Raw genomic sequence first — 22352 nt, 5'->3', positions numbered from 1 at the left:
GTCCTTAGCTCTGGCCTTGCGAAACGCATTCTCCGTGCCGCCACAAGCCCCATTGGCCGGGCTCGTAGCGCCGCCAGGTCTCGTTTTCGGTCAAGGCCTCGGTGGCAATCACCGTGACCACGTCGTTGGGCGTGGTCTGGGTGTGAAAATCGACGATCAGGTCGACATCCTTCAACCGCGCAGCACCGAACGGCGCACGACGGGTGATGTGGACCAGCTTGGTCGAGCAGAAGCAGAACAACCAGTCGCCGTCGCTGAGCAGGCAGTTGAACACGCCTTTGCCGCGATACTCGGCACAGGCTTCGACCAGCACCGGCAGCAGCTGTTCCACCTCGACCGGCTCGGGGAAGGCGGCGCGGATGCGGTTGAGCAGGTCGCAGAAGGCGGCCTCGCTGTCGGTGTCGCCAACCGGCCGGTAGAACGTGGCCTCGCCCTTGAAGTCGCCAAGCTGGCCATTGTGCGCGAAGCACCAGTTGCGGCCCCACATTTCGCGCACGAACGGATGGGTGTTGGACAGGCACACCCGGCCGACGTTGGCCTGGCGGATGTGGCCGATCACCACCTCGCTCTTGATCGGGTAGCGCTGCACCAGGTTGGCCACTTCCGACTCGCTGCTCGCGGCCGGGTCCTGGAACAGGCGCAGGCCGCGGCCCTCGTAGAAGCCGATGCCCCAGCCGTCACGGTGCGGGCCGGTGCGGCCACCGCGCTGCATCAGGCCGGTGAAGCTGAAGACGATGTCGGTGGGGACGTTGGCGCTCATGCCCAGCAGTTCGCACATGTTCGCTGCCTCCGCCTACAACCGCGGCTCGACCCGGCCACGCCCGCCAGACGGCGCAGCGGGTGGCGGGTCATCGCGGTAGCGGTCGTGGCGCTCGGCGGCCAGTGGCGCGCCGGCTTCGAGGCGGGCGTCCTCGGCGGCCTGGCGCTGGGCATTGGCCTCGGCCTGCGCGCGGCGCTCGCGGGCGCGTTTTTCCAGCGGCCAGCGCAGCAGCACGAACAGCAGGTACAGGGCAAAGGCGATCATGCCGTACATGGCGAAGTCGGAAATCGCCCGCCAGGCGTTGTTGCCGACCTTGAAGGCCAGGTCCAGGGCGGTGATGGCGATGGCCGGGGCAACGGCATCCTTGGCCGGGTCGACCACGGTCGGGGTCAGCAGCAGCACCGCCAGGATCACCCGCAGCGGCTCACGCAGCCAACGCCACATCCAGCCGGTGATTTTGAAACCCACCCACAGGCAGCCCAGGGCGGCCACGGCATAGAGGCCCCAGGCGAGGGTATAGTCGTTCTCGGTCATGGTGATCGTGCAAGCCAGGCAAAGAGATGCCTATGATAAACACTTTTCCGGGCGCAGGCGCCCCCCAGCCAAGAGATCCCCGATGCCCAACGCGCTCCAGCCCCCCATCGCCCGCCAGGACCAGGGCGCCGATCCCTACGCCTGGCTGCAACAGCGCGACACCCCTGATGTGCTCGATTACCTGCAAGCGGAAAACGCCTACCAGGAGGCCTGCCTGGCCGGCCAGGCGCCGCTGCGCGAGCAGTTGTTCGAAGAGATCAAGGGCCGCATCCTGGAAACCGACCTGTCGCTGCCCTCGCCCTGGGGCCCGTACCTGTACTACACCCGCACCACGGCAGGCGACGAGTACCCGCGCCACTACCGCTGCCCGCGCCCGGCCGACGATTCCAACACCGTGGACGAAAGCCAGGAGCAGCTGCTGCTCGACCCCAACGCCCTGGCCGCTGGCGGCTTCCTGTCGCTGGGCGCCTTCAGCATCAGCCCCGACCACCGCCTGCTGGCCTATAGCCTCGATACCAGTGGCGACGAAATCTACACCCTGTACGTCAAGGACCTGACCAGCGGCGCGCTGACCACCCTGCCCTTCGACGACTGCGACGGCAGCCTGACCTGGGCCAACGACAACCAGACGCTGTTCTTCGCCGAGCTGGACGACACTCACAGGCCCTGGCGCCTGCGCCGCCACACCCTGTGCGAGGCCGACGCGCAGAGCGTGTTCGAAGAGCCCGACGGCCGCTTCTTCCTGCACTGCTACCGCGCAAGCTCGGAGCAACAGCTGGTGCTGCTGCTCAACAGCAAGACCACCAGCGAAGCCTGGGTGCTCGATGCGCACACGCCCCAGGCCGCCTTCACCTGCCTGGCGCCGCGAGAGGAAGGCCACGAGTACTTCCCCGACCACGGCCAGCTCGACGGCCAGTGGCGCTGGTTCATCCGCACCAACCAGGACGGCATCAACTTCGCGCTGTACCACGCCCCGGCCGAGCAGGTACCGGCCCGCGCGCAGTGGCAGTTGCTGGTGGCGCACAACCCCCAGGTGATGCTCGAAGGCCTGAGCCTGAATGCCAGCGCCCTCACACTGAGCCTGCGCGAAGGCGGCCTGCCGATCATCGAAGTGCGCCCCCAGGGCCTTGCCAGCTACCGCGTCGAGCTGCCCGATGCGGCCTACAGCCTGTACGTGCAGGACAGCCTGGAGTTCGCCAGCGGCCGTGTGCGCCTGCGCTACGAGGCGCTCAACCGCCCGGCGCAGGTGCGCCAGCTGACCCTGGCCACGGGTGAGCAGGTGGTGCTCAAGCAAACCCCGGTGCTGGGCGAGTTCGATGCCGACGACTACGTCAGCGAGCGCCTCTGGGCCAGCGCCGCCGATGGCACCCAGGTGCCGATCAGCCTGGTACGCCGCAAGCAGGACCTGGGCAAGACGGTGCCGCTGTATCTGTATGGCTACGGCGCCTACGGCGAAAGCCTCGACCCCTGGTTCTCCCATGCCCGCCTGAGCCTGCTGCAACGCGGCGTGGGCTTTGCCATCGCCCATGTGCGCGGGGGCGGCGAGCTGGGCGAGGCCTGGTACCGCGCCGGCAAGCAGGAGAACAAGCACAACAGCTTCAGCGACTTCATCGCCTGCGCCGAGCACCTGATCGCCCAGGGCGTGACCTCGCCGGCGCGGCTGGCCATCAGTGGCGGCAGTGCCGGTGGCCTGCTGATGGGCGCGGTGCTCAACCAGCGCCCGGAGCTGTTCCGCTGCGCCATCGCCGAGGTGCCGTTCGTCGATGTGCTCAACACCATGCTCGACCCCGAACTGCCGCTGACCGTCACCGAGTACGACGAATGGGGCAACCCCGAGGAGCCCGAGGTGTATGAGCGGATCAAGGCCTATGCCCCTTACGAGAACGTCCGCGCCCAGGCCTACCCGGCCATGCTGGTAGTCGCCGGCTACAACGACAGCCGCGTGCAGTACTGGGAAGCGGCCAAGTGGGTGGCGCGCCTGCGCACGCTCAAGACCGACAGCAACCTGCTGCTGCTCAAGACCGAGATGGGCGCCGGCCACGGTGGCATGAGCGGGCGCTACCAGGGGCTGCGGGATGTGGCGCTGGAATATGCGTTCGTCTTCAATGAGCTGGGCGTGGCATAAAACGCGTTTTTTGTTGTCATACGAGGCGGCGAGGGCTTTGCCCTCGTTTCGCCACACAACGCCGCCTGTAGGAGCGGCCTTGCGTCGCGAAAGGGCCGCAAAGCGGCCCCAAAATCCCTCGGTCACCCCGCCAAGAAGAACACCCCATGCCCGACCCAACCCACCTCAGCACCGAAATCCGCGACATGCTCATGGACTGCGGCCTGTTCGACACCCTCCAGCTCGCCGACTTCCACACCGCCGCCGGCTACTTCAGCCTGGCCGCCATGAGCGAAGGCGAAGTCATCTTCAACGAAGGCGATGCCGGCACCTTCATGTGCATCCTGCACCGCGGCCGGGTCAGCGTGCGCAAGGCCGATGGCAACGGCCAGCCGGTGGAAATCGCCACCTTGCGCAGTGGCCGGGCGTTCGGCGAAATGGCCGTGCTCGACGGCGAGCGCCGCTCGGCCAGCTGTGTGGCCGCCAGCGACTGCCAGCTGCTGACCCTGGGCAAGGACTCACTGGAAAAGATGCTCAACGAAGCACCGCGCATCGCCGCGCGAATCATCCGCGCCCTGGCGGTGGCGCTGTCCAAACGCCTGCGCATGCAGGATGGCCAGCGGCTGTCGCTCTAGTCGTCCTCGGCCGGCGGTTTTGCCGGCTCCTGGCGCAACCCCGGCAAGGGCTGGTCCCTGGGCGGCCCCGGCACCGGCATGGGCGGCAGCAGCGGGGCGCCGGGCTGGTTGCCATACGCCTTGGGCGGCGTGCTCGGGGTGATTTGCGGGTAGGGCGTGGGCGTGGGCGTGCCCGGCGCACCGGGCACCGGTGTGTTCAAGCGCGGTGGCGTGCTCGCCGCCTCGGCCAGAGGCACGGCGGCTGCAAGCAGCGCGGCGAGGATCGCATGCAACATCAGCAACCTCCTGTCGGGAACCTTCCTACAGGCTACGCCGTTTATGCTGATTTTGCCTGTCCGCCTGCACGGCAAGCGCGCTAGACTCATTGGCATAACCGTCACATGCCTGATCAGAACAAAGGAAACACCATGAGCTCGGCTTCCACTTCCGCCGCCACTGCCCGCCTCGACCGCATCCTCGCCGACGCCAAGCGCGACAAGGAGATGGGCTACCGCGACAAGGCCCTGAGAATGTACCCGCACGTGTGCGGCCGCTGCGCCCGCGAATTCGCCGGCAAGCGCCTGAGCGAGCTGACCGTGCACCACCGTGACCACAACCACGACAACAACCCCCAGGACGGCTCCAACTGGGAGTTGCTGTGCCTGTACTGCCACGACAACGAGCACTCGCGCTACACCGACCAGCAGTACTTCAGCGAAGGCTCCACCAGCACCCCGAGCATCGCCAAGGCCACCCACAACCCGTTCGCCGCGCTGGCCGGCATGCTCAAGAAAGACTGACCGTCGATACTTCCCGCCCCCCGCTGCTGCCGGCAAGCCCGTATAATCGCGCTTTTTTTGCGAAAGGCCCCGGCACGTGGCAAACAAACGGTACAGCTGCATCGGCCTGTTCAACCCCAAGTCTGCAGAGAACGTCGGTTCGGTGATGCGCGCAGCGGGTTGCTACGGCGTCAACTCGGTGTTCTACACCGGCAAGCGCTATGAGCGCGCACGCGACTTCGTCACCGACACCAAGCGGGTGCACTACGACATCCCGCTGATCGGCATCGACGACCTGCAACGCATCATTCCCCTGGGTTGCACACCGGTGGCCGTGGAACTGGTCGAAGGCGCCCGGCCGTTGCCCGACTACACCCACCCGGACCGCGCCATCTACATTTTCGGGCCCGAAGACGGCAGCTTGAGTGCCGAGGTGCGGGCGTGGTGCGAAGAGACGATCTACATCCCCACCGAAGGCTGCATGAACCTGGCCGCGACGGTGAATGTGGTGCTGTATGACCGCCTGGCCAAGGGGCTCAATACCCGTTCGGGGCCGAAGTTCAAGTAAGCGCGGGCGCCCATTGATGCAGGCAGAGTGAACGGCGGCCGGCGGCCGGGGGTCAGCTGCTTACAGATCACAGGGAGGCCTTGCCATGCTTGATATCCATACCGCTCCGGGGGCTTCGGAGCACAATGTCCACGGGCTGGAACGGCTCGGTTCGCTGGCCGGCGGTGCGCTGATGGTCACCAAGGGGCTGCGCCATGGCGGCCTGGTGGGGATGCTGCAGGTGGTGGTCGGCGGCCTGGCGCTGGCGCGTGGGGTCAGCGGGCATTGCTCGACCAAGGCCTGGTGGCAAAGCCATCGCCAGGAGTACCACCGCCTGCGCTCGGACATCGAGCGCAGTGCGGCGGAGCTGGAGGCGCTCAAGCGCAGTGCCCGGGCGGCTACTCGCGGGATAAGCGTAACCGGCGAGTGAGGGGGTTGCCTGTACTGGCCCTATCGCCGGCAAGCCGGCTCCCACAGGTACCGAGCACACCCCAATCCCTGTGGGAGCCGGCTTGCCGGCGATAGGGCCAACTATTGCAGCGCCTTGCTCTGCAACACCTCTGAGCGCCGCCCCAGCACATTCTCGCTGATCTGCACAAACTCCTCGGTGCTGACACTCGGCAGGCGCATCAGCGCCTGAGTGACATCATCCAGCGAACGCTTGGCCTGAGTGTGGATGCGGATTTCCTTGTCCAGCGCCTGCAGCAGCAGCACGCCCCGCGCCACCTGCGCCGGGCTGGCCCGGCCGCCGCGCAGCTGGGTGACCTTGGCGCCCTGCTTCTGCAAGCGCGCCTGCCACACCTGGTAGCGGTCATCGCTGATGCCACCGGCGCGGCGCAACAGCTCATTGGCGTAGTAGTCGGTCAGGCTCTGGCCCAGCCAGTCGCTGTTGTCGCGCACACGAATCTGCGCGAACAACTGCACCAGCTCGCGCAACAACGGGCTGCTGCCGTTCTCGCTGACCATCGGCCGGCCACTGTGCAGGTACAGCGAACCGTTGGCCGCCATCGCCCCGCGCCACATGCCGTCACGGGCACCGACCAGCAGCAGCTTCGGCGGGTTGCGCGGGAACACCGCCTGCAACTGCGGCCAGATGAAGGTCAGCAGCGTCAGGTTGTCCATCCGCCGCATGCCCTGCCCCACTGGCGCGGCCACGGTCACGTCGGTTTCGCCCAGGCGCGCGCGCCGGCTACCCAGGTTGCCGGCGAGCATCCAGCCGGTCGGGCGGTCGAACAGGCGCGATACATCATCGATGCGAAACTTGTCCTTGCCGATGCGCGGCCAGGCCGTTTCGATGCTTTTCCAGCCTTCGGGCAGGTCCACCGACAGGCGCGCCACCAGCTCGGTGCCGTCCTGCTGGTCGAGGCGTGCCGCTGGCACCAGTTGCTCGCCCAGGAACAGCGCCCAATGGGGCGTGATGCGCGAGGTGTAGGCGCCGCTGCGCAGCTTCTGGTCCAGCTTGACCCGGTAGCTCAGGCTAGTCTTGCCTGCGGCCGGGTGCCAGACACCCCGCTCGCCCTGCTGCTGCCACTGGCCGTCAGCCTGGAAGCCGCTGTAGGCATTGGCCTTGCCCAGGTCGAAATCCAGGCTGCGCACCGCGCTGCCCTCAGCCAGGGTCAGGCGTACTTCGGCCTGGCCGCTGGCGGGCAACAGGCGCACCTGGTAATCGAAGTCGACTTTTTTCGCCCAGGCCGGCGTGCAGGCAAGAAGGCCCAGGAACAGCAACAGCTGGCAACGCATACTGAAACTCCTTGTTCCCCAGAGGCGACCGGCCAGCGCAATCAGCTGGCGCGGAAGATCAGGTGGTCTTCCCAGTCGTCTTCATCCACTTCATGTTCACTGAGCATACGCCCCGACTGGGATATGCGCTGTTCGTGCACCTGCTTGCGGTCACCGCAGACCAGGTGGTGCCAGGCCGGCAGGTCCTTGCCCTCGCTGACCAGGCGGTAGCCGCAGGTACTCGGCAGCCACTTGAACTGGTCGGCCTTGCCCGGGGTGAGCTGGATGCAATCGGGCACCTGGGCGAAGCGGTTGGGGTAGTCGCTGCACTGGCAGGTGTCGCGGTCGAGCAACTTGCAGGCGATGCGCGTGTAATAGACGCTGTTGTCGTCTTCATCCTCGAGCTTCTGCAGGCAGCACAGGCCGCAGCCGTCGCACAGCGACTCCCATTCCTGCGGGTCGAGTTGTTCGAGGGTCTTGCGCCGCCAGAACGGCGCGCTTTCAGCGATCATCACACGGGTTTCCTGGGTTCATCCGGGGGCCGCGGCGCGCGGCGGCGCCAGTCTAGAGCCTGGCATTGGGCAACGCCAGACCGCTTGTCAGTAACGGGAGGACGCAGTAGCGTGCAGCGTTTCCCATCCATTTGCAGGAGCCGCCATGAGCGCCACCCCACGCATCGCCGATTACGCCATCAACGAGCAGTTCATCAACCGTTGGTCACCACGGGCCTTCACCGCCGAGCCGATCAGCGAAGAGACCCTGCTGAGCTTCCTGGAAGCCGCGCGCTGGGCGCCTTCGGCCTACAACTCGCAGCCTTGGCGCTTCCTCTATGCGCGCCGCGACACGCCAAACTGGGCACGCTACCTGGACCTGCTGGTGCCGTTCAACCGCAGCTGGGCGCAGCAGGCCTCGGCGCTGGTGCTGGTAATTTCCAAGACCACCTTCGCCGCACCTGGCGCCAGCGAGGAAAAGCCTGCGCTGTGGCACACCTTCGACACCGGCTCCGCCTGGGGCCACCTGGCGCTGCAGGCGAGCATCAGCGGCTGGCACACCCACGGCATGGCCGGCTTTGACCAGGACCTGGCGCGCCGCGAGCTGAAGGTGCCCGAAGGCTATGAGCTGCATGCCATGGTGGCGATTGGCAAGCTGGGTGACAAGGCAAGCCTGGACGAAGCCCTGCAGGCGCGCGAAGTGCCGAGCCCGCGCAAGCCGCTGAGCGAGCTGGCGGCCGAGGGTGATTTCAGCCTGTGATTTGATGCTGCCTGTACCGGCCCTATCGCCGGCAAGCCGGCTCCCACAGATGCTCCACTGATTACCTGTGGGGTTTTCTGTGGGAGCCGGCTTGCCGGCGATAGGGCCAGTACAAACACTACAAATCAGTATCCCTTGGCAAAATCCACTTCCCCACGCAATGGCTGCCCCGCCGCATAAGCCTGCACATTCTCAACGAACAACCGCACCATCGCCGAAGGCGAAGTCGGCGCCGAGCTGTGCCCGGTCAGCAACAAGCCCCAGGCGGTCCAGAACGGGTGGCGCTGCGGCAGCGGTTCCTGCCGGCAGACGTCGATCACCGCACCCGCCAGGTGCCCTTCCTTCAACGCCTCGACCAGGTCGGCATCGACCACCGCCGCGCCGCGCCCGGCATTGATGAACAGGGCCGTGGGCTGGAAGCGCTTGAACATCGCCGCATCGTACAAGTCGTGGGTGGCCGGGGTGTCCGGCAGCAGGTTGAGCACATAGTCCACCTCGCCAACCAGGCGCGGCAGCTCGCTCAGCCCAGCCACCTCGACGAACGGCGCCTGGCTGCGGGCACTGCTGGCGATGCCGTACACGCTCACGCCGAAGGGCACGAGGAATTCGGCCACGCGCTGGCCGATGTCGCCGGTGCCGACGATCAGCACCTTGCGCCCTTCCAGCGTGCGCCCGGGGCGGTCGTCCCAGCGCCGCTCCACCTGGCTGACCAGGCGCGACAGCACTTCGCGCTCGTGGCCGAGCATGTAGGTGAGCATGTACTCGGCCATGACCTGGCCAAAGATGCCCACCGCACGGCTCAGCCGGTAGTCACGCGGCAGGCCTTCGGCCAGCAACGGCGTGATGCCCGCCCAGGTCGACTGCACCCAGGCCGGCTTGTGGCCCTGGCGCAGCAGGCTGGCCAGCAAGTCTGGCTGGCCCAGCCAGATCTGGCACTGCGGGGCCTGGCTGGCCAGTTCGGCCGAGTCGCCGCTGGTGAGGATTTGCAGCTCGGGGGCGGCTTCGGCGAGCAACTGGGCGTAGTGGTCGTGGCTGTGTTCAGCGATCAGAACGCGCATGGTCAGGCAGGGTCGTTGCGGCGCAGCAGCTCTTCGGGCAGGTGCTCGATGTAGTCATCGTCCTGCGGCGGCATCTGCAGGTGGTAGCCCTGGTTGTCGAGGTTCTCCAGCACCTTAGCGATGTCCTCGCGGGCCAGCTTGCGCTCGGGGGTGAGCACCAGGTCGAAGGCGTGCACCGGGGTGCCGAAGAACGGCAGCAGCGCTTCGGGCACGCGCTCCAGGCCCTCGGCCTTGAGCACGTAGAGGTACATTTCGTTCTTGCGTGGGCTCTTGTAGATCGAGCAGATACGTTTCATCGGGTTTCTCCAGCGCCTGCCAGGTCGTCGAGCAGGGCCTGGCCCATCCGCTCACGGCGCCAGCCGCGCAGCGAATCGGGCAGTTGATAGGGGCCATTGGGGTAGCCGCTCTTGAGCAGCGCTTCCAGGGTTTTCTTGCGCAGCATCAGCTCCGGGGCAATCCCTAGGCGCTCGCCTTCGGCCTGGCCGATGGCGCGCAGGCGCTTGAGGATGCCGGAGGCTTCGATCGGCAGCGGCTCGGGCAGCGCCGGCGGCCACTGCTCAGGCGGCAGGCTGGCGGCGCGCTTGATCAGCTCGAGCAGTTGGGCGCCGTCCTGGCGGATGGTGCGCGGGTGCATTTCTTCGATCTTGGCCAGCGCCGAGAGGTTGTCCGGCTGGGTCTTGGCCATGGGCCACAGCGAGTGCTCCTTGAGGATGCGGTTGCGCGGCACATCGCGGCTGCGGGCCTCGCGCTCGCGCCAGGCGCACAGTTCGCGCAGCACGGCCAGTTGCTGACGGCTCAGCTTCCAGGCCAGCTTGACGTCGCGGTAGAGGGTCTGCGGCTCGACTTCACGGCGCAGCGCGGCAACCAGTTCGGCGCCGTCGTCCAGCACCCAGGCGTACTTGTCGTCGGACAGCCGCGGGCGCAGGGCGGCGAACAGCTCGGCCAGGTGCACGGCATCCTCGGCGGCGTAGCTCACCTGGGTTTCCGACAGCGGGCGCTGCAGCCAGTCGGAGCGGGTTTCACCCTTGGGCAGCTCGATGCCGAGCACGTCCTGGACCAGGCGCGAGTAGCCCATGGAGAAGCCCAGGTTCAGGTAACCGGCTGCCAGCTGCGTGTCGAACAGCGGCTGTGGCAGCTTGCCGGTCAGGCGCAGCAATACCTCGAGGTCTTCGCTGCAGGCATGCAGCACCTTGACCACGCCACTGTCGTCGAGCAGGTCGGCCAGCGGCTGCCAGTCGCTGATCAGCAGCGGGTCGATGAGGAAAGCGCACTGGCCGTCGCCGACCTGGATCAGGCCGGCTTTGGGGTAAAAGGTGTCGACCCGCATGAATTCGGTGTCGACGGCCACGAAGGGCAGTTGACGCCACTTGCGGCAGCCTTCGGCCAGGGTCTGGTCGTCACGGATCCAGTGTATTTCGATGGCCACGAGGCTCTCCCACTAACATTGGCGCGCAGTATATACGGCGCGGGCACTGTGGGTGAAACCTGGCGACCGCCGCGCCGTCCATGGGCTGCGCGATGGATTGATTCAGCGCTTGGCCGCCAGCCACGGCCGGCAGCTGGCGAACATGTCCAGCGACTGCTGGTAGACCTCGGTGCGCACCTGCAAGAGGCCGAGCATCGAGTGGAACAGGTTGTCCTGCGACAGCGGCGCATCGCTGAGCTTGGCCAGGCAGTCGGTGTCCAGGCCGAAGTCTTCCTTGTAGCTGTCGGAGAACCAGGTCAGCAGCGGCACGTGCTTCTGCTGCTCCGGGGCGATGGCGTAAGGGGTGCCGTGCAGGAACAGGTTGTACTCGCCCAGCGACTCGCCATGGTCGGACAGGTAGATCATCGCCGTGTCGACCTTGTCCTGCTTGCTGCGCAGGGTGTCGATCAGCGACGACAGCACCTTGTCGGTGTAGGCCAGGGTGTTGTCGTAGCCGTTGATGATCTCCTGCTCGCTGCACTGGTTCAGGGCGTTGCTCTGGCACACCGGGGTGAAGCGCTCGCCAGCGGTGGGGTAGCGCTTGAAGTATTCGGGGCCGTGGCTGCCCATCTGGTGCAGCACCAGCACGGTGTCCTTGTCGAGGTTGTCGATCAGTTCGGCCAGGCCCTGCAGCAGGATCTCGTCATGACATTCGCCGTTGGCGCACAGGCCCGGGTCCTTGAGGTTGCTGACATCGATGAACTGCACCCGGTCGCAGGTGCCCTTGCAACCGGACTGGTTATCCCGCCATTGCACCGCCAGGCCTGCGCGCTGGAGGATGTCCAGCAGGCCTTCGCGGTTCTTCGCCACGCGAGCGTCGTAATCCTTGCGCCCCATGCCGGAGAACATGCACGGCACCGACACGGCCGTTTCGGTGCCACACGAATGCACATCGGAAAACGCCAGCAGGCCTTGCTCCTTGGCCAGGTTCGGGGTGGTGTCGCGGTCGTAGCCGAGCACGCCAAAATGGTCTGCCCGCGCACTTTCACCCACGACCAGCACGGTCAGCGACTTGCGCTCATGGTGCTGCCAGGCGGTATCGCGCTTGGCATCTTCGCCATAGTTCTGGAACGGCCGCGCTGCCGTGCCGACGCGCTCGCTGACATAACCGATGGAGGCACCGACGATGTTGCTCGGGGTGAGCATCAGGCGCAGTTCATGGTGATTGCGAAACAGCGACGACAGGCCTTGATAGTTGATCAGCGCCACCGCCCCCAGGGCCACCACGCAGGCACCGCTGACCACCAGCTTGCCCAGCACTTCGCGGTGCCAGGCGCGGTAGGCGATCGGTGCCCTCCACAGCAGCACCGACGGCAATACGCCGAGCAACAGGATATAAGCGGCAAACTTGAACGACATCAGGTCGCGTACTTCCGCCACATTGGTTTCGGCCATGTTTCGGAACATGCCCGAATCAATAAGCACGCCATATTGGTTCATGAAGTAAGCGACCCCTGCGCCACTCATGAACAAGATGATCAATAGCGGTTTCAATACATAACGGAAGGCGAACAGGGTCAATATCAGGTTGAACGCGAACAGCATCAGCGCGGCGAACGCCAAGCTCAACCACAGGCCCGGCAACCCTGCGGGCACCACCTGCTGCAGGTGCTCCCAGAGAAACATGTTGAAGCCGATCAGCAGGTACAGGCTGGCCAGCAGCGTGACCCATTCAGTCCGCAGGGATTTGAAGTTGAGCATTGGTGTTCGCAATCAAGAGTGATTATCAACCCCCCGGGCAGACGGCACCGTGGGAAAGTTGCGGCACTCTAGAAAGCACGCCATCAATTTTTTGTGAAAAAGACGCCAACAAATCCGTGAAACGGCGCTTTTCACCCAATGACTGAAGTTTGTTCAGCGTTCATTCAGCCGGCACGCGGAGTTTGGCGCAGGCAGGCGTGAGGGGGATGCGACAGCCCACCCCAGTCCCCCAGCGGCGCAAAGGCGGCTATCCTCAATGCTCAGGACCTTAACGACAACCCTGACAGAGGTGAAGAAATGCCAGTTCCGCACGATCTGCTCGCTGACTTGCACGTTACCGCTGATGCATTCCAGGCATTGATAGACAAGGACCACGCGCTGCATGCGCTGCACAAGGAATACAACGCCAAGGACAAGGAGGTGGTGGCCGCCGAAGGCAATGGCACCAACGACGACGCCGTCAATCGCCTGCGCAAGGAGCGCCTGCTGATCAAGGACAAGATCGAACGGATCATTCATCCGCCCAAGTCCTGATGGATTTCTGCTGAATCAACCGGCCCCATCGCCGGCAAGCTAGCTCTGTGGGAGCCGGCTTGCCGGCGATGGGGCCAGCGCCCCTCACACCCCTGCCGAAGCCTTCAGCGCGCCATCCAGGTCCTCGATCAAGTCGCGATAATCCTCGATCCCCACCGACAGCCGCAGCAGGTTCTCGCTGATCCCCATGCCGCCCTTCTGCTCCGGGCTCAGGGAGTTGTGCGACATGCTCCAGGAGTGGTTGATCATGCTTTCCACGCCCCCCAGCGAGTCGGCCAGCACGAAGATGCCCAAGGCCTCCACCAGGCGATTGAGCGCCGCCCGGTCAGCCCCCTTGACCTTCATTGCCACCACCGCGCCGCCTGCGCGCATCTGGCGCTTGCACAGCTCATGCTGCGGATGGCTCTCCAGCCCCGGGTAGAACACCTGCTCGACCTGCGGATGACCCTCCAGAAAACGCGCGACCTGCAGCGCATTGGCGCACTGGCGCTCCATGCGCACATCGAGGGTCTTCAGGCCGCGCAGCGCCAGGTAGCAGTCGAACGGGCCCTGGATGGCGCCCACCGCCATGCTGATCTTGCGCAGGCGCGCCAGCAGCGCGTCGTTTGCCGCCACCACCACGCCGCCGGTCAGGTCGGAGTGGCCGCCGATGTACTTGCTCGCCGAGTGCATCACCAGGTCCACGCCGAGGGTGATCGGGCGCTGGTTCCAGGGCGAACAGAAGGTGTTGTCGATGCAGGTGAGGATGCCCCGCGCCCGCGCCAGATCGCACACGGCCTTGATGTCGACCAGGTGGAGCAAGGGGTTGGTCGGCGACTCGATCCAGATCAGCTGGGTTTCCGGCTTGATGGCGCCAGCCACCGCCTCCAGGTCGTTGAGGTCGACGTAGGTGGTGGTCAGGCCCGAGGTGCGGCCGCGATAGTCTTCGAGGATGCGGAAGGTGCCGCCGTAGACGCCGTTCATCACCACCACGTGGGCATCCTTGGGCAGCAGCTCCAGCACCGTGGCCGTGGCGTTGACCCCGGAAGCGCAGGCCACCGCGCCCACCCCTTGCTCCAGCGCCGCCACGCAGCTTTCGTAGGCATGCCGGGTGGGGTTGCCGACGCGGCTGTAGGCGTACTCGGGGTTATCGTCGAGGCTGCGCTTGATGTAGGAGCTGGCGGTGTAGATCGGAGGAAAGATCGCGTTGTCGGCGACGCTGGACTGCTCGCCGGCGTGGATGGCAAGGGTGGCGAAATTGCGCGGCTTGTCGGACATGGTCAGGCCCATTAGGCAGTGGTGATGAGGCTGCAACTATCGCACAACCACAGGCTGCGGCAACGCCCGCCGGCGCAGGAAAATTTTCTGCCGCTGGGGTAGTCTCTGGAATAATTTTCTTACCGGTTCCCGATCGATATGGACAGCTTCGACCAGCACATCCTCACCCTGCTCCAGCGCGATGCCTCGATCTCGCTCAAGGACTTGGCCGAAGCGGTGAACCTCTCGACCACGCCCTGCTGGAAGCGGGTCAAGCGCCTGGAGGAAGACGGCTACATCCTTGGCCGCGTCGCCCTGCTCGACCCCGAGCGCCTGGGGCTGGGGTTGACCGTGTTCGTCCAGCTCAAGACCCAGCGCCACGACAGCGCCTGGCTGGAGCAGTTTGCCGCGACGGTGACGGGCTTCGAGGAGGTGATGGAGGTGTATCGGATGTCCGGGGACTGGGACTACATGCTGCGGGTGGTGGTGGGGGACATTGCGGCGTATGACCGGTTCTACAAGAAGCTGATTACCAGTACCGATGGGCTTTCCAACATTACTTCGAGTTTTGCCATGGAGCAGATGAAGTACACCACCGCCTTTCCAGTGCATCGCACCTGACCAGAGGCCCTATCGCCGGCAAGCCGGCTCCCACAGGTATCACCCCTGTGGGAGCCGGCTTGCCGGCGATAGGGCCCGTACAGGCAACCACTCAGTCAGCCGCCAGCACCGCCTCGATCCGGTTCCCCGGCTTGGCCTTCTCCAACCGAATCGCCACGAACTTGGAAGTCGGGGTGTAGGTCCCTTCGCCATAACTGTCCAACGGCACCAGCGGGTTGGTCTCGGGGTAATACGCCGCCGCCTGCCCATCCGGAATGTCATAGGGCACCAGCCGGAACCCCGACACCCGCCGCTCCACGCCGTCTTCCCACAGCGACACCAAATCCACCTGCTCGCCCGGCTCGAAGCCCAGCCGGCGAATGTCCGCCTCGCTGACGAACACCACCTCACGCAGCCCGAACACCCCGCGATAGCGGTCGTCCAGCCCGTACAACGTGGTGTTGTACTGGTCGTGCGAGCGCATGGTCTGCAGGATCAGGTCGGGCTTGTCACCGCGCGCCAGCACCTTGGCGTTGACCAGCTGCTCCGGCAGCGCGCTGGGGCTGAAACGCGCCTTGCCAGTGGCGGTGCGCCAGTTGCGCTCGGCCGCGCTGTTGCCCAGGTGGAACCCGCCGGGGTGCTGCAGGCGCTCGTTGAAATCGGCAAAGCCTGGGATGACATCGGCGATCATGGCGCGAATCCGGCCGTAATCGGCCACCGCATACTCCCAGTCGATCGGCGCGTTGCCCAAGGTGGCCTTGGCCATGCCGGCAACGATCCACGGCTCCGAGCGCAGGTGCGGCGAACGTGGGCGCAGCTGGCCATGGGAAATGTGCACCATGCTGAAGGTGTCTTCCACCGTGACGCCCTGCGGGCCGCCTTCCTGCAGGTCGATTTCGGTGCGGCCCAGGCACGGCAGGATCAGCGCATCGGTGCCGGTGACGAGGTGCGAGCGGTTGAGCTTGGTGGAAATCTGCACGGTCAGCGCGCAGTTGCGCAGGGCCGCGTGGGTGCGGTGGGTATCGGGCGTGGCCTGGGCGAAGTTGCCACCCAGGCCGATGAACACCTTGGCCCGCCCCTCTTCCATGGCCTTGATCGCCAGCACCGCGTTGTGCCCGTGGGCGCGAGGTACGCGGAACTGGAAGCGTTTTTCCAGGGCATCGAGCAGCGCCGCCTTGGGCTTCTCGTCGATGCCCATGGTGCGGTCGCCCTGCACGTTGCTGTGGCCGCGCACCGGCGACAGGCCAGCGCCCGGCTTGCCGACGTTGCCCCGCAGCAGCTGCAGGTTGACCAACTCCTGCACGGTCGGCACCGAATGGCGGTGCTGGGTCACGCCCATGGCCCAGCACATGATCACCCGCTCGGCCTTGCGGTACATGCGCGCAGCCAGCTCGATCTCGGCCAGGGTGAGGCCCGATTGCTCGACGATGTGCGCCCACGAGGTGGCGTCCACCGCCGCCAGGTAGGCGTCCACGCCGCTGGTGTGCTCGGCGATGAAGGCGTGGTCGAACACCGCGGGCTCGCCCTTGGCCTGGGCCTCGCGCTCCCACTGCAGCAGGTACTTGGCGATGCCGCGCATGGCGGCCATGTCGCCGCCCAGGGCCGGGCGGAAGTAGGCGGTATTGGTCGGCTCGGAGCCGTTGCTGAGCATTTCGAACGGGTGCTGCGGGTGCTGGAACCGCTCCAGGCCCCGCTCCTTGAGCGGGTTGAAGCACACCACCTGGGCTCCGCGCTTGACCGCTTCGCGCAGCGGTTCGAGCATGCGCGGGTGGTTGGTGCCGGGGTTCTGGCCGATGACGAAGATCGCATCGGCCAGCTCCAGGTCATGGAACACCACGGTGCCCTTGCCGACCCCGAGGGTTTCCGACATGCCCACGCCACTGGCTTCGTGGCACATGTTCGAGCAGTCGGGGAAGTTGTTGGTGCCGTAGGCGCGCACGAACAGCTGGTAGAGGAACGCCGCCTCGTTGCTGGCCCGGCCCGAGGTGTAGAACTCGGCCTGGTCGGGCGAGTCGAGCGAGCGCAGGTGCTTGGCGACCAGGGCGAATGCCTCTTGCCAGCTGGTTTCGACGTAATGGTCGGTGGCGGCGTCGTAGCGCATGGGATGGGTCAGGCGGCCCTGGTACTCGAGCCAGTAGTCGGTCTGCTCGGCCAGGGCGCTGACGCTGTACTTGGCGAAGAAGGCCGGGTCCACGGAACGCCCGGTGGCCTCCCAGTTCACTGCCTTGGCGCCGTTCTCGCAGAACTTGACCATGTCGCTTTCCGGCGACTCGCCCCAGGCGCAGCCCGGGCAGTCGAAGCCGCCGTTCTGGTTGGTCTTGAGCATCGCCCGCAGGTTCTTGAAGGCGTTCTCGCTGCCCAGCCAGCTCTTGGTCACGCTCTTGAGCGCGCCCCAGCCGGCAGCGGGGCCTTTGTAGTCCCGGATGTGTTGGTCCTGGCTCATGCGGTAAATCCTCACGCTGGCATGGAAAAGTGCAGCGGGTCGTGTAGCCCGGTGCTTTTTTCCAGCCTATGGAGGCCGGCACAGGTGCGTCCAATCGATATGGCTTACAGCCTGATAGGCCGTTTCGATGATGCCCCAGGGGCGCGCTGCAGGCCTCGGATTTCGGCGCGTGCAGCCGTGATAGAGGAGACTGATCGAATAGTCGGGCAAAGCAATTTGACGGGGGCGCCTACAGGTAATAGCTTGGACCTTACACCTCAACCCTTTCGAGCCCCCACGTGGAACAGACCCTCCGGCCCCTGATCGACGGCTTCAACCGCAAAATCGACTACCTGCGGATGTCGGTGACGGACCGTTGCGACTTCCGTTGTGTCTATTGCATGGCCGAAGACATGCAGTTTCTGCCGCGCCAGCAGATCCTCAGCCTCGAAGAACTGTTCCAGGTGGCCGAGCGCTTCGTCGCCCTGGGCACCCGCAAAATCCGCCTCACCGGTGGCGAGCCGCTGGTGCGCCAGGGCATCGTCGACTTGTGCGGGCGCATTGCCGCCCTGCCGGGCCTGCGCGAACTGTGCATGACCAGCAACGGCTCGCAACTCGGGCGCCTGGCCCAGCCGCTGTTCGATGCCGGCCTGTCGCGCCTGAACATCAGCCTCGACAGCCTCGATACCGAGCGTTTCAAGCAATTGACCCGCACGGGCGACCTGCAGCAGGTGATCGCCGGCATCGACGCTGCCCGCCGCGCGGGCTTCCAGCGCATCAAGCTCAACTGCGTGGTGCTCAAGGGCCGCAACGACCACGAGCTGGTCGACCTGGTGCGCTTCGCCATCGACCGCGAGCTGGACATCACCTTCATCGAAGAGATGCCCCTTGGCGTGATCAGCGAGCACGAACGTGGCGAGTCGTTCTGCTCCAGCGATGAAGTGCGCGAGCGCCTGGCCGAGCAGTTCACCCTGATCGAGTCGACCGAATCGTCACAAGGCCCGGCGCGCTACTGGCGCCTGGCCGAAGCGGCGAACACCCGGGTCGGCTTCATCTCGCCGCACAGCCACAACTTCTGCGCCACCTGCAACCGCGTGCGCCTGACCGTCGAGGGCCGCCTGCTGCTGTGCCTGGGCAACGAGCATTCGGTGGACCTCAAGCAAGTGCTGCGCGCTCACCCGGGCAACCCCGAGCGGCTGGAAAAAGCCATTCGCGACTCGCTGCACCTCAAACCCTACCGGCACCATTTCGAGGTGGGTGGCGATGTGCAGATCCTGCGCTTCATGAACATGACCGGCGGCTGACCCGCTGCCTCTGGATTTCCATGATCGTCCACCCCAACCCCGATGTGCTGCGCGTGCTGTTCACCCTCAAGGGGTCGATCGTCAAGCGCATTGCCCTGCGCTGCCTGATGGTCACCTTGCTGGCCGCGCTGATCGTGCTGGTCGAGCGCCACTTCCCGGCGTTCTTCTACCCGGTCAGCGCCACGCCCTTCACCTTGCTCGGCCTGTCGCTGTCGATCTTCATGAGCTTTCGCAACAACGCCTGCTACGACCGCTGGTGGGAAGGGCGCAAGGCGTGGGGCAAGCTGATCATCGAGACGCGCTCGTTCGTGCGCGAAAGCACGGTGATCGCCGATGCGCCGCTGCGCGCCGAGCTGTTGCGCAACCTGTGCGGCTTTGCCCACGCACTGAGTGCGCGCCTGCGCAACGAGGACGAAAGCCGCGCCGCGCGGCCCTGGCTGAAGGGCAACGCGCCGGTGGCCGAGCACAACGTCTATGACGGCATCCTGCGCGAGATTGGCGAGCAGTGCTCGCGCCTGGCCGAGCAGCAGCACATCAGCGAATGGCGCTATACCCTGCTGGAGCAACGCCTGGCCGGCCTGACCGAGGTGCAGGCCACCTGCGAGCGGATCAAGGGCACGCCGCTGCCCTTCCCCTATACCCTGCTGCTGCACCGCACCATCTACATCTTCTGCCTGCTGCTGCCATTTGCCCTGGCCGAGCCGCTGGGGTGGCTGGCGCCGCTGTTCACCACCATCGTCGGCTATACGTTCTTCGGCCTGGATGCGATCGGCAATGAGCTGGAGGACCCGTTCGGGCGCGACGAGAACGACTTGCCACTCGATGCCATGGTGCGCACGGTCGAGCGGGATGTGTTGGGGGCACTGGAGGTGCAGCCGCTGCCACCGGCGTTGCTGCCGGTGGATTATGTGTTGAGCTGAAGGCCCGATCGCCGGCAAGCCGGCTCCCACAGGAAATCACTGGCCTTGACCTGTGGGAGCCGGCTTGCCGGCGATAGGGCCGCTACGGTCACCCACGGCTCTGGCAAGCTTGAATCGGCTTCAAATGCTTCACGAAGTTGCACGGCATGTGCCGTGCATCCAACTGCTCGGCCAGAATCCCCTCCCAGGCCGTGCGACAGGCGCCGGTCGAGCCCGGCAGGCAGCACACCAGCGTGCCATTGGCCATGCCCGCCAAGGCGCGGCTTTGCACGGTCGAAGAGCCTATGTCGAGAATCGAAAGCGCGCGGAACAACTCGCCAAAACCGTCGATATGCCGGTCGAACAGGCACTGCACCGCTTCCGGCGTGCTGTCACGCCCGGTAAAGCCGGTGCCGCCGGTGATCAGCACCACCTGCACCTCGTCATCGGCGATCCAGGTGGCGACCTGGGCGCGTATCTTGTACAGGTCGTCCTTGAGCAGCACGCGCGCCACCAGGCGATGGCCGATCTGCACCGAGCGGTTGGCCAGCAGTTCGCCGGAGGTGTCGTTGTCGAAGCTGCGGGTATCGCTGACAGTCAGCACGGCGATGTTGAGCGGTACGAAGACCGCGTCGGGTTTGACGCGCACGGGATGGCTCCTTGAATGGGCTGTGCCGCAACGCTAGAGGCACGGCGCCAGGGCGTCCAATCGATATGGCGAACTGGCCGATCAATGACATCTATCGCAGACTTGGTTAAGGTCTGTACACCCCACCCCAGGCAGCCCCATGGACATCAAGCAGCTCAAGTTCCTCATCGCCCTCGACCAGACCCGCCACTTCGGCCAGGCCGCGGCGCTGTGCCACATCACCCAGCCGACCCTGTCCATGCGCCTGCGCAACCTGGAGGACGAGCTGGACCTGATGCTGGTCAAGCGCGGCCAGCGTTTCGAAGGTTTCACCGAAGCTGGCGAGCGGATCCTGGCCTGGGCCCGCACGCTGCTCGCCGCCCATGACGGCCTGCAAGCCGAGGCCGCCAGTTGCCGCGGCCAAGTGGTCGGCAGCCTGCGCCTGGGCAGCGTGCCCCTGGCCAGCTTCAACACCATGAACCTGCTGATGCCGCTGCGCGAAAAATACCCCGAGCTGCATTTCCAGCTCAGCACCCACAGCACCGAGCAGATCATGGACGGCCTGAGCCGCAACCAGCTGGACCTTGGCATCTGCTACCTGGACCAGGTCAACGCCGGCTTCTTCGAAGTGATCGAACTGGGTACCACCACCATGGGCCTGCTGTACGACACCCGGCACTTCCATCTCGATGCCGCCGAACTGCAATGGAGCGAGCTGGCCAACCTGCCGCTGGGGCTGCTGAGCAAGGGCATGCACTATCGCCAGTCGCTGGACCTGAGCTTGCGCAGCCGGGGCCTGGAGCCTGTGGCAGTGCTGGAAAGCGACTCCAGCTTCCAGCTGGTCCAGGCCATCACCGCCGGCGTGTGCTGCGCGGTGATGCCGCTGAACTTCGGCCTCGAAGACCTGAGCGAACACCTGCGCATCATCCCCATCGCCGACGCCAGCATCCACAGCCCGGTCGGCCTGCTGCTGCGCCGCAGCGAGCCGCGTTCGGCGATTGCCGAGCAGTGCTTTGACGAGGCGCGTGCGCTGTTTCAAACCCTCTGAGTCGCCGTCGCCTGGCGGTACTGCCGTGGGGTAAACCCCGTCAATTGCTTGAACTGCCGGCTGAAGGCGCTGTGGTCGGTGTAGCCGCACTGCAGTGCCACCTCGGTGATCGGCAGCTCGCTGTGCAGCAGGCGGTGGGCGTTTTCCAGGCGGGCCTTGTGGATCATCTGCCGCGGCGTGAGGTGGAACACCCGCTTGCAGTAGCGCTCCAGTTGCGCCACGGAAATCCCGGCGATGCGGGTGAGTTCACCCATGCTGATCGGCTGGTGAAAGTGCTGGCGGATGTGTTCGTCCACCGCGGCCAGGCGCTGGTAGGCGGGGTGGGTGTCGGCGGCTGACTGCAGGTCGACGGAGATGCCGACCAGGCCGATGATCTCACCCGCGGGGTTGTGCAACGGGCGCTTGTGGGTCAGGCACCAGCCGGGCTCGCGGCTGCCATACAGGTGAAGCTCCAGCTGGTCTTCGAGCACCAGGCCCTGTTGCAGCACCCGGCGATCCTGTTCGGTGTAGCCGGGGCCCAGTTGCGCCGGGAAGACTTCGGCGCTGGTCTTGCCCAGCAGCGGCTGCAGGCGCTTGAGGCCGCAGCGCTGCACCAGCGTGGTGTTGGCCAGTACGTAGCGGGCGTGCGGGTCCTTGATGAAGATCGCGGCGTTGGGGATGGCGTCGAGAATCGGCAGCAGCAGGGAGACGCTGGCCAGCAGGGCCTCGAGTGTCGCGGGGCGGTGCTCGGCGAGGTTGTGGTAGAGGGTTGCCAGGGGCTCGGTTGTCATCTGTCGGTTCTCTGTTGTCTTTACCGCCGCCATCGCCGGCAAGCCGGCTCCCACAGGGTCACGGGTTCACAAGACCCAAGGTCCAGGATCACAGGATCACAGGATCACAGGATCACAGGATCACAGGTGGGAGCCGGCTTGCCGGCGATGGTGCCAGCACGCCCAACACATCTCTCCAGCCCTTCCCCTACAGGCCCTCCAGCCTATCCAGCGGCCCCACCCGGCCACCAGCCTTTTCTGCAACTGTGCCGATTTCGTCATCCTCCCTGCAGAAAACCATCAAGAACCCCCACCCCCGCCAGGTTCACTCTATGCCCCACGCAAGCCGCCCCACACCTACAAGAGCGCGGCCGTAACGCCGCATCACGTGACATCAGAC

At 65.7% G+C, this 22352-nt stretch carries 24 protein-coding genes; 11 read left to right on the top strand and 13 right to left on the bottom strand.

Features of this window, described 5'->3' with window-relative positions:
* Window positions 1–4: 4 nt before the first annotated feature.
* Together B3E94_RS02710 and B3E94_RS02705 are read right to left on the bottom strand one after the other, a co-directional pair.
* Window positions 5–778: a class II glutamine amidotransferase gene (locus tag B3E94_RS02710; RefSeq protein ID WP_176517070.1), complete on the bottom strand. Its 774-nt coding sequence runs from the start codon at window positions 776–778 to the stop codon at window positions 5–7.
* A 15-nt stretch (window positions 779–793) separates the two neighbouring features.
* Window positions 794–1294 carry an MFS transporter gene (locus B3E94_RS02705; protein WP_176517069.1) on the bottom strand — a complete coding sequence of 167 codons (501 nt, stop codon included), beginning with the start codon at window positions 1292–1294 and terminating at the stop codon, window positions 794–796.
* Between the two features lie 82 nt (window positions 1295–1376).
* Between B3E94_RS02705 and B3E94_RS02700 the strand changes: the two genes are divergently transcribed.
* Together B3E94_RS02700 and B3E94_RS02695 are read left to right on the top strand one after the other, a co-directional pair.
* Window positions 1377–3419: a S9 family peptidase gene (locus B3E94_RS02700; protein WP_286912224.1), complete on the top strand. Its 2043-nt coding sequence runs from the start codon at window positions 1377–1379 to the stop codon at window positions 3417–3419.
* Between the two features lie 146 nt (window positions 3420–3565).
* Window positions 3566–4033 (top strand): cyclic nucleotide-binding domain-containing protein, encoded by a 468-nt coding sequence (locus B3E94_RS02695; RefSeq protein WP_176517067.1) that lies wholly within the window; start codon window positions 3566–3568, stop codon window positions 4031–4033.
* Here B3E94_RS02695 and B3E94_RS02690 read toward each other — a convergent pair.
* Entirely contained in the window at window positions 4030–4308 is a 279-nt protein-coding gene (locus B3E94_RS02690) for a hypothetical protein (RefSeq protein ID WP_176517066.1), read from the bottom strand. The genes B3E94_RS02695 and B3E94_RS02690 overlap by 4 nt on opposite strands.
* A 132-nt stretch (window positions 4309–4440) precedes the next feature.
* Between B3E94_RS02690 and B3E94_RS02685 the strand changes: the two genes are divergently transcribed.
* The 3 genes from B3E94_RS02685 to B3E94_RS02675 all read left to right on the top strand — a co-directional run bounded on the left by B3E94_RS02685 (window position 4441) and on the right by B3E94_RS02675 (window position 5768).
* Window positions 4441–4812 carry a YajD family HNH nuclease gene (locus B3E94_RS02685; protein ID WP_176517065.1) on the top strand — a complete coding sequence of 124 codons (372 nt, stop codon included), beginning with the start codon at window positions 4441–4443 and terminating at the stop codon, window positions 4810–4812.
* A 76-nt stretch (window positions 4813–4888) separates the two neighbouring features.
* Entirely contained in the window at window positions 4889–5359 is a 471-nt protein-coding gene (locus B3E94_RS02680) for an RNA methyltransferase (RefSeq protein ID WP_286912223.1), read from the top strand.
* Between the two features lie 85 nt (window positions 5360–5444).
* Entirely contained in the window at window positions 5445–5768 is a 324-nt protein-coding gene (locus B3E94_RS02675) for a YgaP-like transmembrane domain (RefSeq protein WP_286912221.1), read from the top strand.
* 101 nt (window positions 5769–5869) lie between these two features.
* On the opposite strand, the gene B3E94_RS02670 is transcribed toward B3E94_RS02675, so the two are convergent.
* Both B3E94_RS02670 and B3E94_RS02665 read right to left on the bottom strand, forming a co-directional pair.
* On the bottom strand, window positions 5870–7078 hold the full coding sequence (locus tag B3E94_RS02670; RefSeq protein WP_286912220.1) for a hypothetical protein: 1209 nt from the start codon (window positions 7076–7078) through the stop codon (window positions 5870–5872).
* Between the two features lie 41 nt (window positions 7079–7119).
* On the bottom strand, window positions 7120–7569 hold the full coding sequence (locus B3E94_RS02665) for a YcgN family cysteine cluster protein (protein WP_176517061.1): 450 nt from the start codon (window positions 7567–7569) through the stop codon (window positions 7120–7122).
* Between the two features lie 145 nt (window positions 7570–7714).
* Between B3E94_RS02665 and B3E94_RS02660 the strand changes: the two genes are divergently transcribed.
* The gene (locus B3E94_RS02660; RefSeq protein WP_176517060.1) at window positions 7715–8308 is read left to right on the top strand and encodes a nitroreductase family protein; all 594 of its coding nucleotides are present in this window, start codon (window positions 7715–7717) and stop codon (window positions 8306–8308) included.
* Window positions 8309–8433: 125 nt separating this feature from the next.
* Here B3E94_RS02660 and B3E94_RS02655 read toward each other — a convergent pair whose 3' ends face one another.
* From B3E94_RS02655 to B3E94_RS02640, 4 genes are all read right to left on the bottom strand, one after another.
* Entirely contained in the window at window positions 8434–9366 is a 933-nt protein-coding gene (locus tag B3E94_RS02655) for a D-2-hydroxyacid dehydrogenase (RefSeq protein WP_286912219.1), read from the bottom strand.
* Window positions 9367–9368: 2 nt separating this feature from the next.
* Window positions 9369–9662: a YcgL domain-containing protein gene (locus tag B3E94_RS02650; protein WP_176517057.1), complete on the bottom strand. Its 294-nt coding sequence runs from the start codon at window positions 9660–9662 to the stop codon at window positions 9369–9371.
* A complete protein-coding gene (gene rnd, locus B3E94_RS02645) occupies window positions 9659–10792 on the bottom strand; it encodes a ribonuclease D (RefSeq protein ID WP_286912218.1) in 1134 nt (377 codons plus the stop codon). The genes B3E94_RS02650 and rnd overlap by 4 nt, the downstream gene beginning before the upstream one ends.
* 102 nt (window positions 10793–10894) lie before the next feature.
* On the bottom strand, window positions 10895–12532 hold the full coding sequence (locus B3E94_RS02640) for a phosphoethanolamine transferase (protein WP_286912217.1): 1638 nt from the start codon (window positions 12530–12532) through the stop codon (window positions 10895–10897).
* Between the two features lie 297 nt (window positions 12533–12829).
* Here B3E94_RS02640 and B3E94_RS02635 point away from each other — a divergent pair, with 297 nt between their 5' ends.
* A complete protein-coding gene (locus B3E94_RS02635; RefSeq protein ID WP_286912216.1) occupies window positions 12830–13066 on the top strand; it encodes a YdcH family protein in 237 nt (78 codons plus the stop codon).
* An 84-nt stretch (window positions 13067–13150) separates the two neighbouring features.
* On the opposite strand, the gene B3E94_RS02630 is transcribed toward B3E94_RS02635, so the two are convergent.
* Entirely contained in the window at window positions 13151–14335 is a 1185-nt protein-coding gene (locus B3E94_RS02630) for a trans-sulfuration enzyme family protein (protein ID WP_286912215.1), read from the bottom strand.
* Window positions 14336–14461: 126 nt separating this feature from the next.
* On the opposite strand from B3E94_RS02630, the gene B3E94_RS02625 reads away from it, so the two are divergent.
* Entirely contained in the window at window positions 14462–14923 is a 462-nt protein-coding gene (locus tag B3E94_RS02625; protein WP_286912214.1) for an Lrp/AsnC family transcriptional regulator, read from the top strand.
* Window positions 14924–15014: 91 nt separating this feature from the next.
* Here the strand turns inward: B3E94_RS02625 and B3E94_RS02620 are convergent, their stop codons facing one another.
* Entirely contained in the window at window positions 15015–17345 is a 2331-nt protein-coding gene (locus tag B3E94_RS02620) for an FdhF/YdeP family oxidoreductase (protein WP_286912213.1), read from the bottom strand.
* Between the two features lie 278 nt (window positions 17346–17623).
* Here B3E94_RS02620 and moaA point away from each other — a divergent pair, with 278 nt between their 5' ends.
* Both moaA and B3E94_RS02610 read left to right on the top strand, forming a co-directional pair.
* Window positions 17624–18628: a GTP 3',8-cyclase MoaA gene (gene moaA, locus B3E94_RS02615; protein WP_236237975.1), complete on the top strand. Its 1005-nt coding sequence runs from the start codon at window positions 17624–17626 to the stop codon at window positions 18626–18628.
* A gap of 20 nt (window positions 18629–18648) precedes the next feature.
* Complete coding sequence (locus B3E94_RS02610; RefSeq protein WP_286912211.1) at window positions 18649–19548, top strand: bestrophin family protein; 900 nt, start codon at window positions 18649–18651, stop codon at window positions 19546–19548.
* 88 nt (window positions 19549–19636) lie between these two features.
* Here the strand turns inward: B3E94_RS02610 and moaB are convergent, their stop codons facing one another.
* On the bottom strand, window positions 19637–20176 hold the full coding sequence (moaB, locus tag B3E94_RS02605; RefSeq protein ID WP_176517039.1) for a molybdenum cofactor biosynthesis protein B: 540 nt from the start codon (window positions 20174–20176) through the stop codon (window positions 19637–19639).
* 139 nt (window positions 20177–20315) lie between these two features.
* On the opposite strand from moaB, the gene B3E94_RS02600 reads away from it, so the two are divergent.
* Window positions 20316–21203, top strand: a complete 888-nt coding sequence (locus B3E94_RS02600) for a LysR family transcriptional regulator (RefSeq protein WP_286912209.1) — start codon at window positions 20316–20318, stop codon at window positions 21201–21203.
* Here B3E94_RS02600 and B3E94_RS02595 read toward each other — a convergent pair.
* On the bottom strand, window positions 21191–21973 hold the full coding sequence (locus B3E94_RS02595; RefSeq protein WP_176517035.1) for an AraC family transcriptional regulator: 783 nt from the start codon (window positions 21971–21973) through the stop codon (window positions 21191–21193). The genes B3E94_RS02600 and B3E94_RS02595 overlap by 13 nt on opposite strands.
* Window positions 21974–22352 lie beyond the last annotated feature (379 nt).

Origin of the sequence: Pseudomonas sp. UBA6315, from assembly GCF_002438125.1 — a bacterium.
Taxonomy (GTDB): Bacteria; Pseudomonadota; Gammaproteobacteria; order Pseudomonadales; family Pseudomonadaceae; genus Aquipseudomonas; species Aquipseudomonas faucium.
Note: the sequence above shows the minus strand (reverse complement) of the source record. Positions and strands in the feature narration are given on the sequence as shown.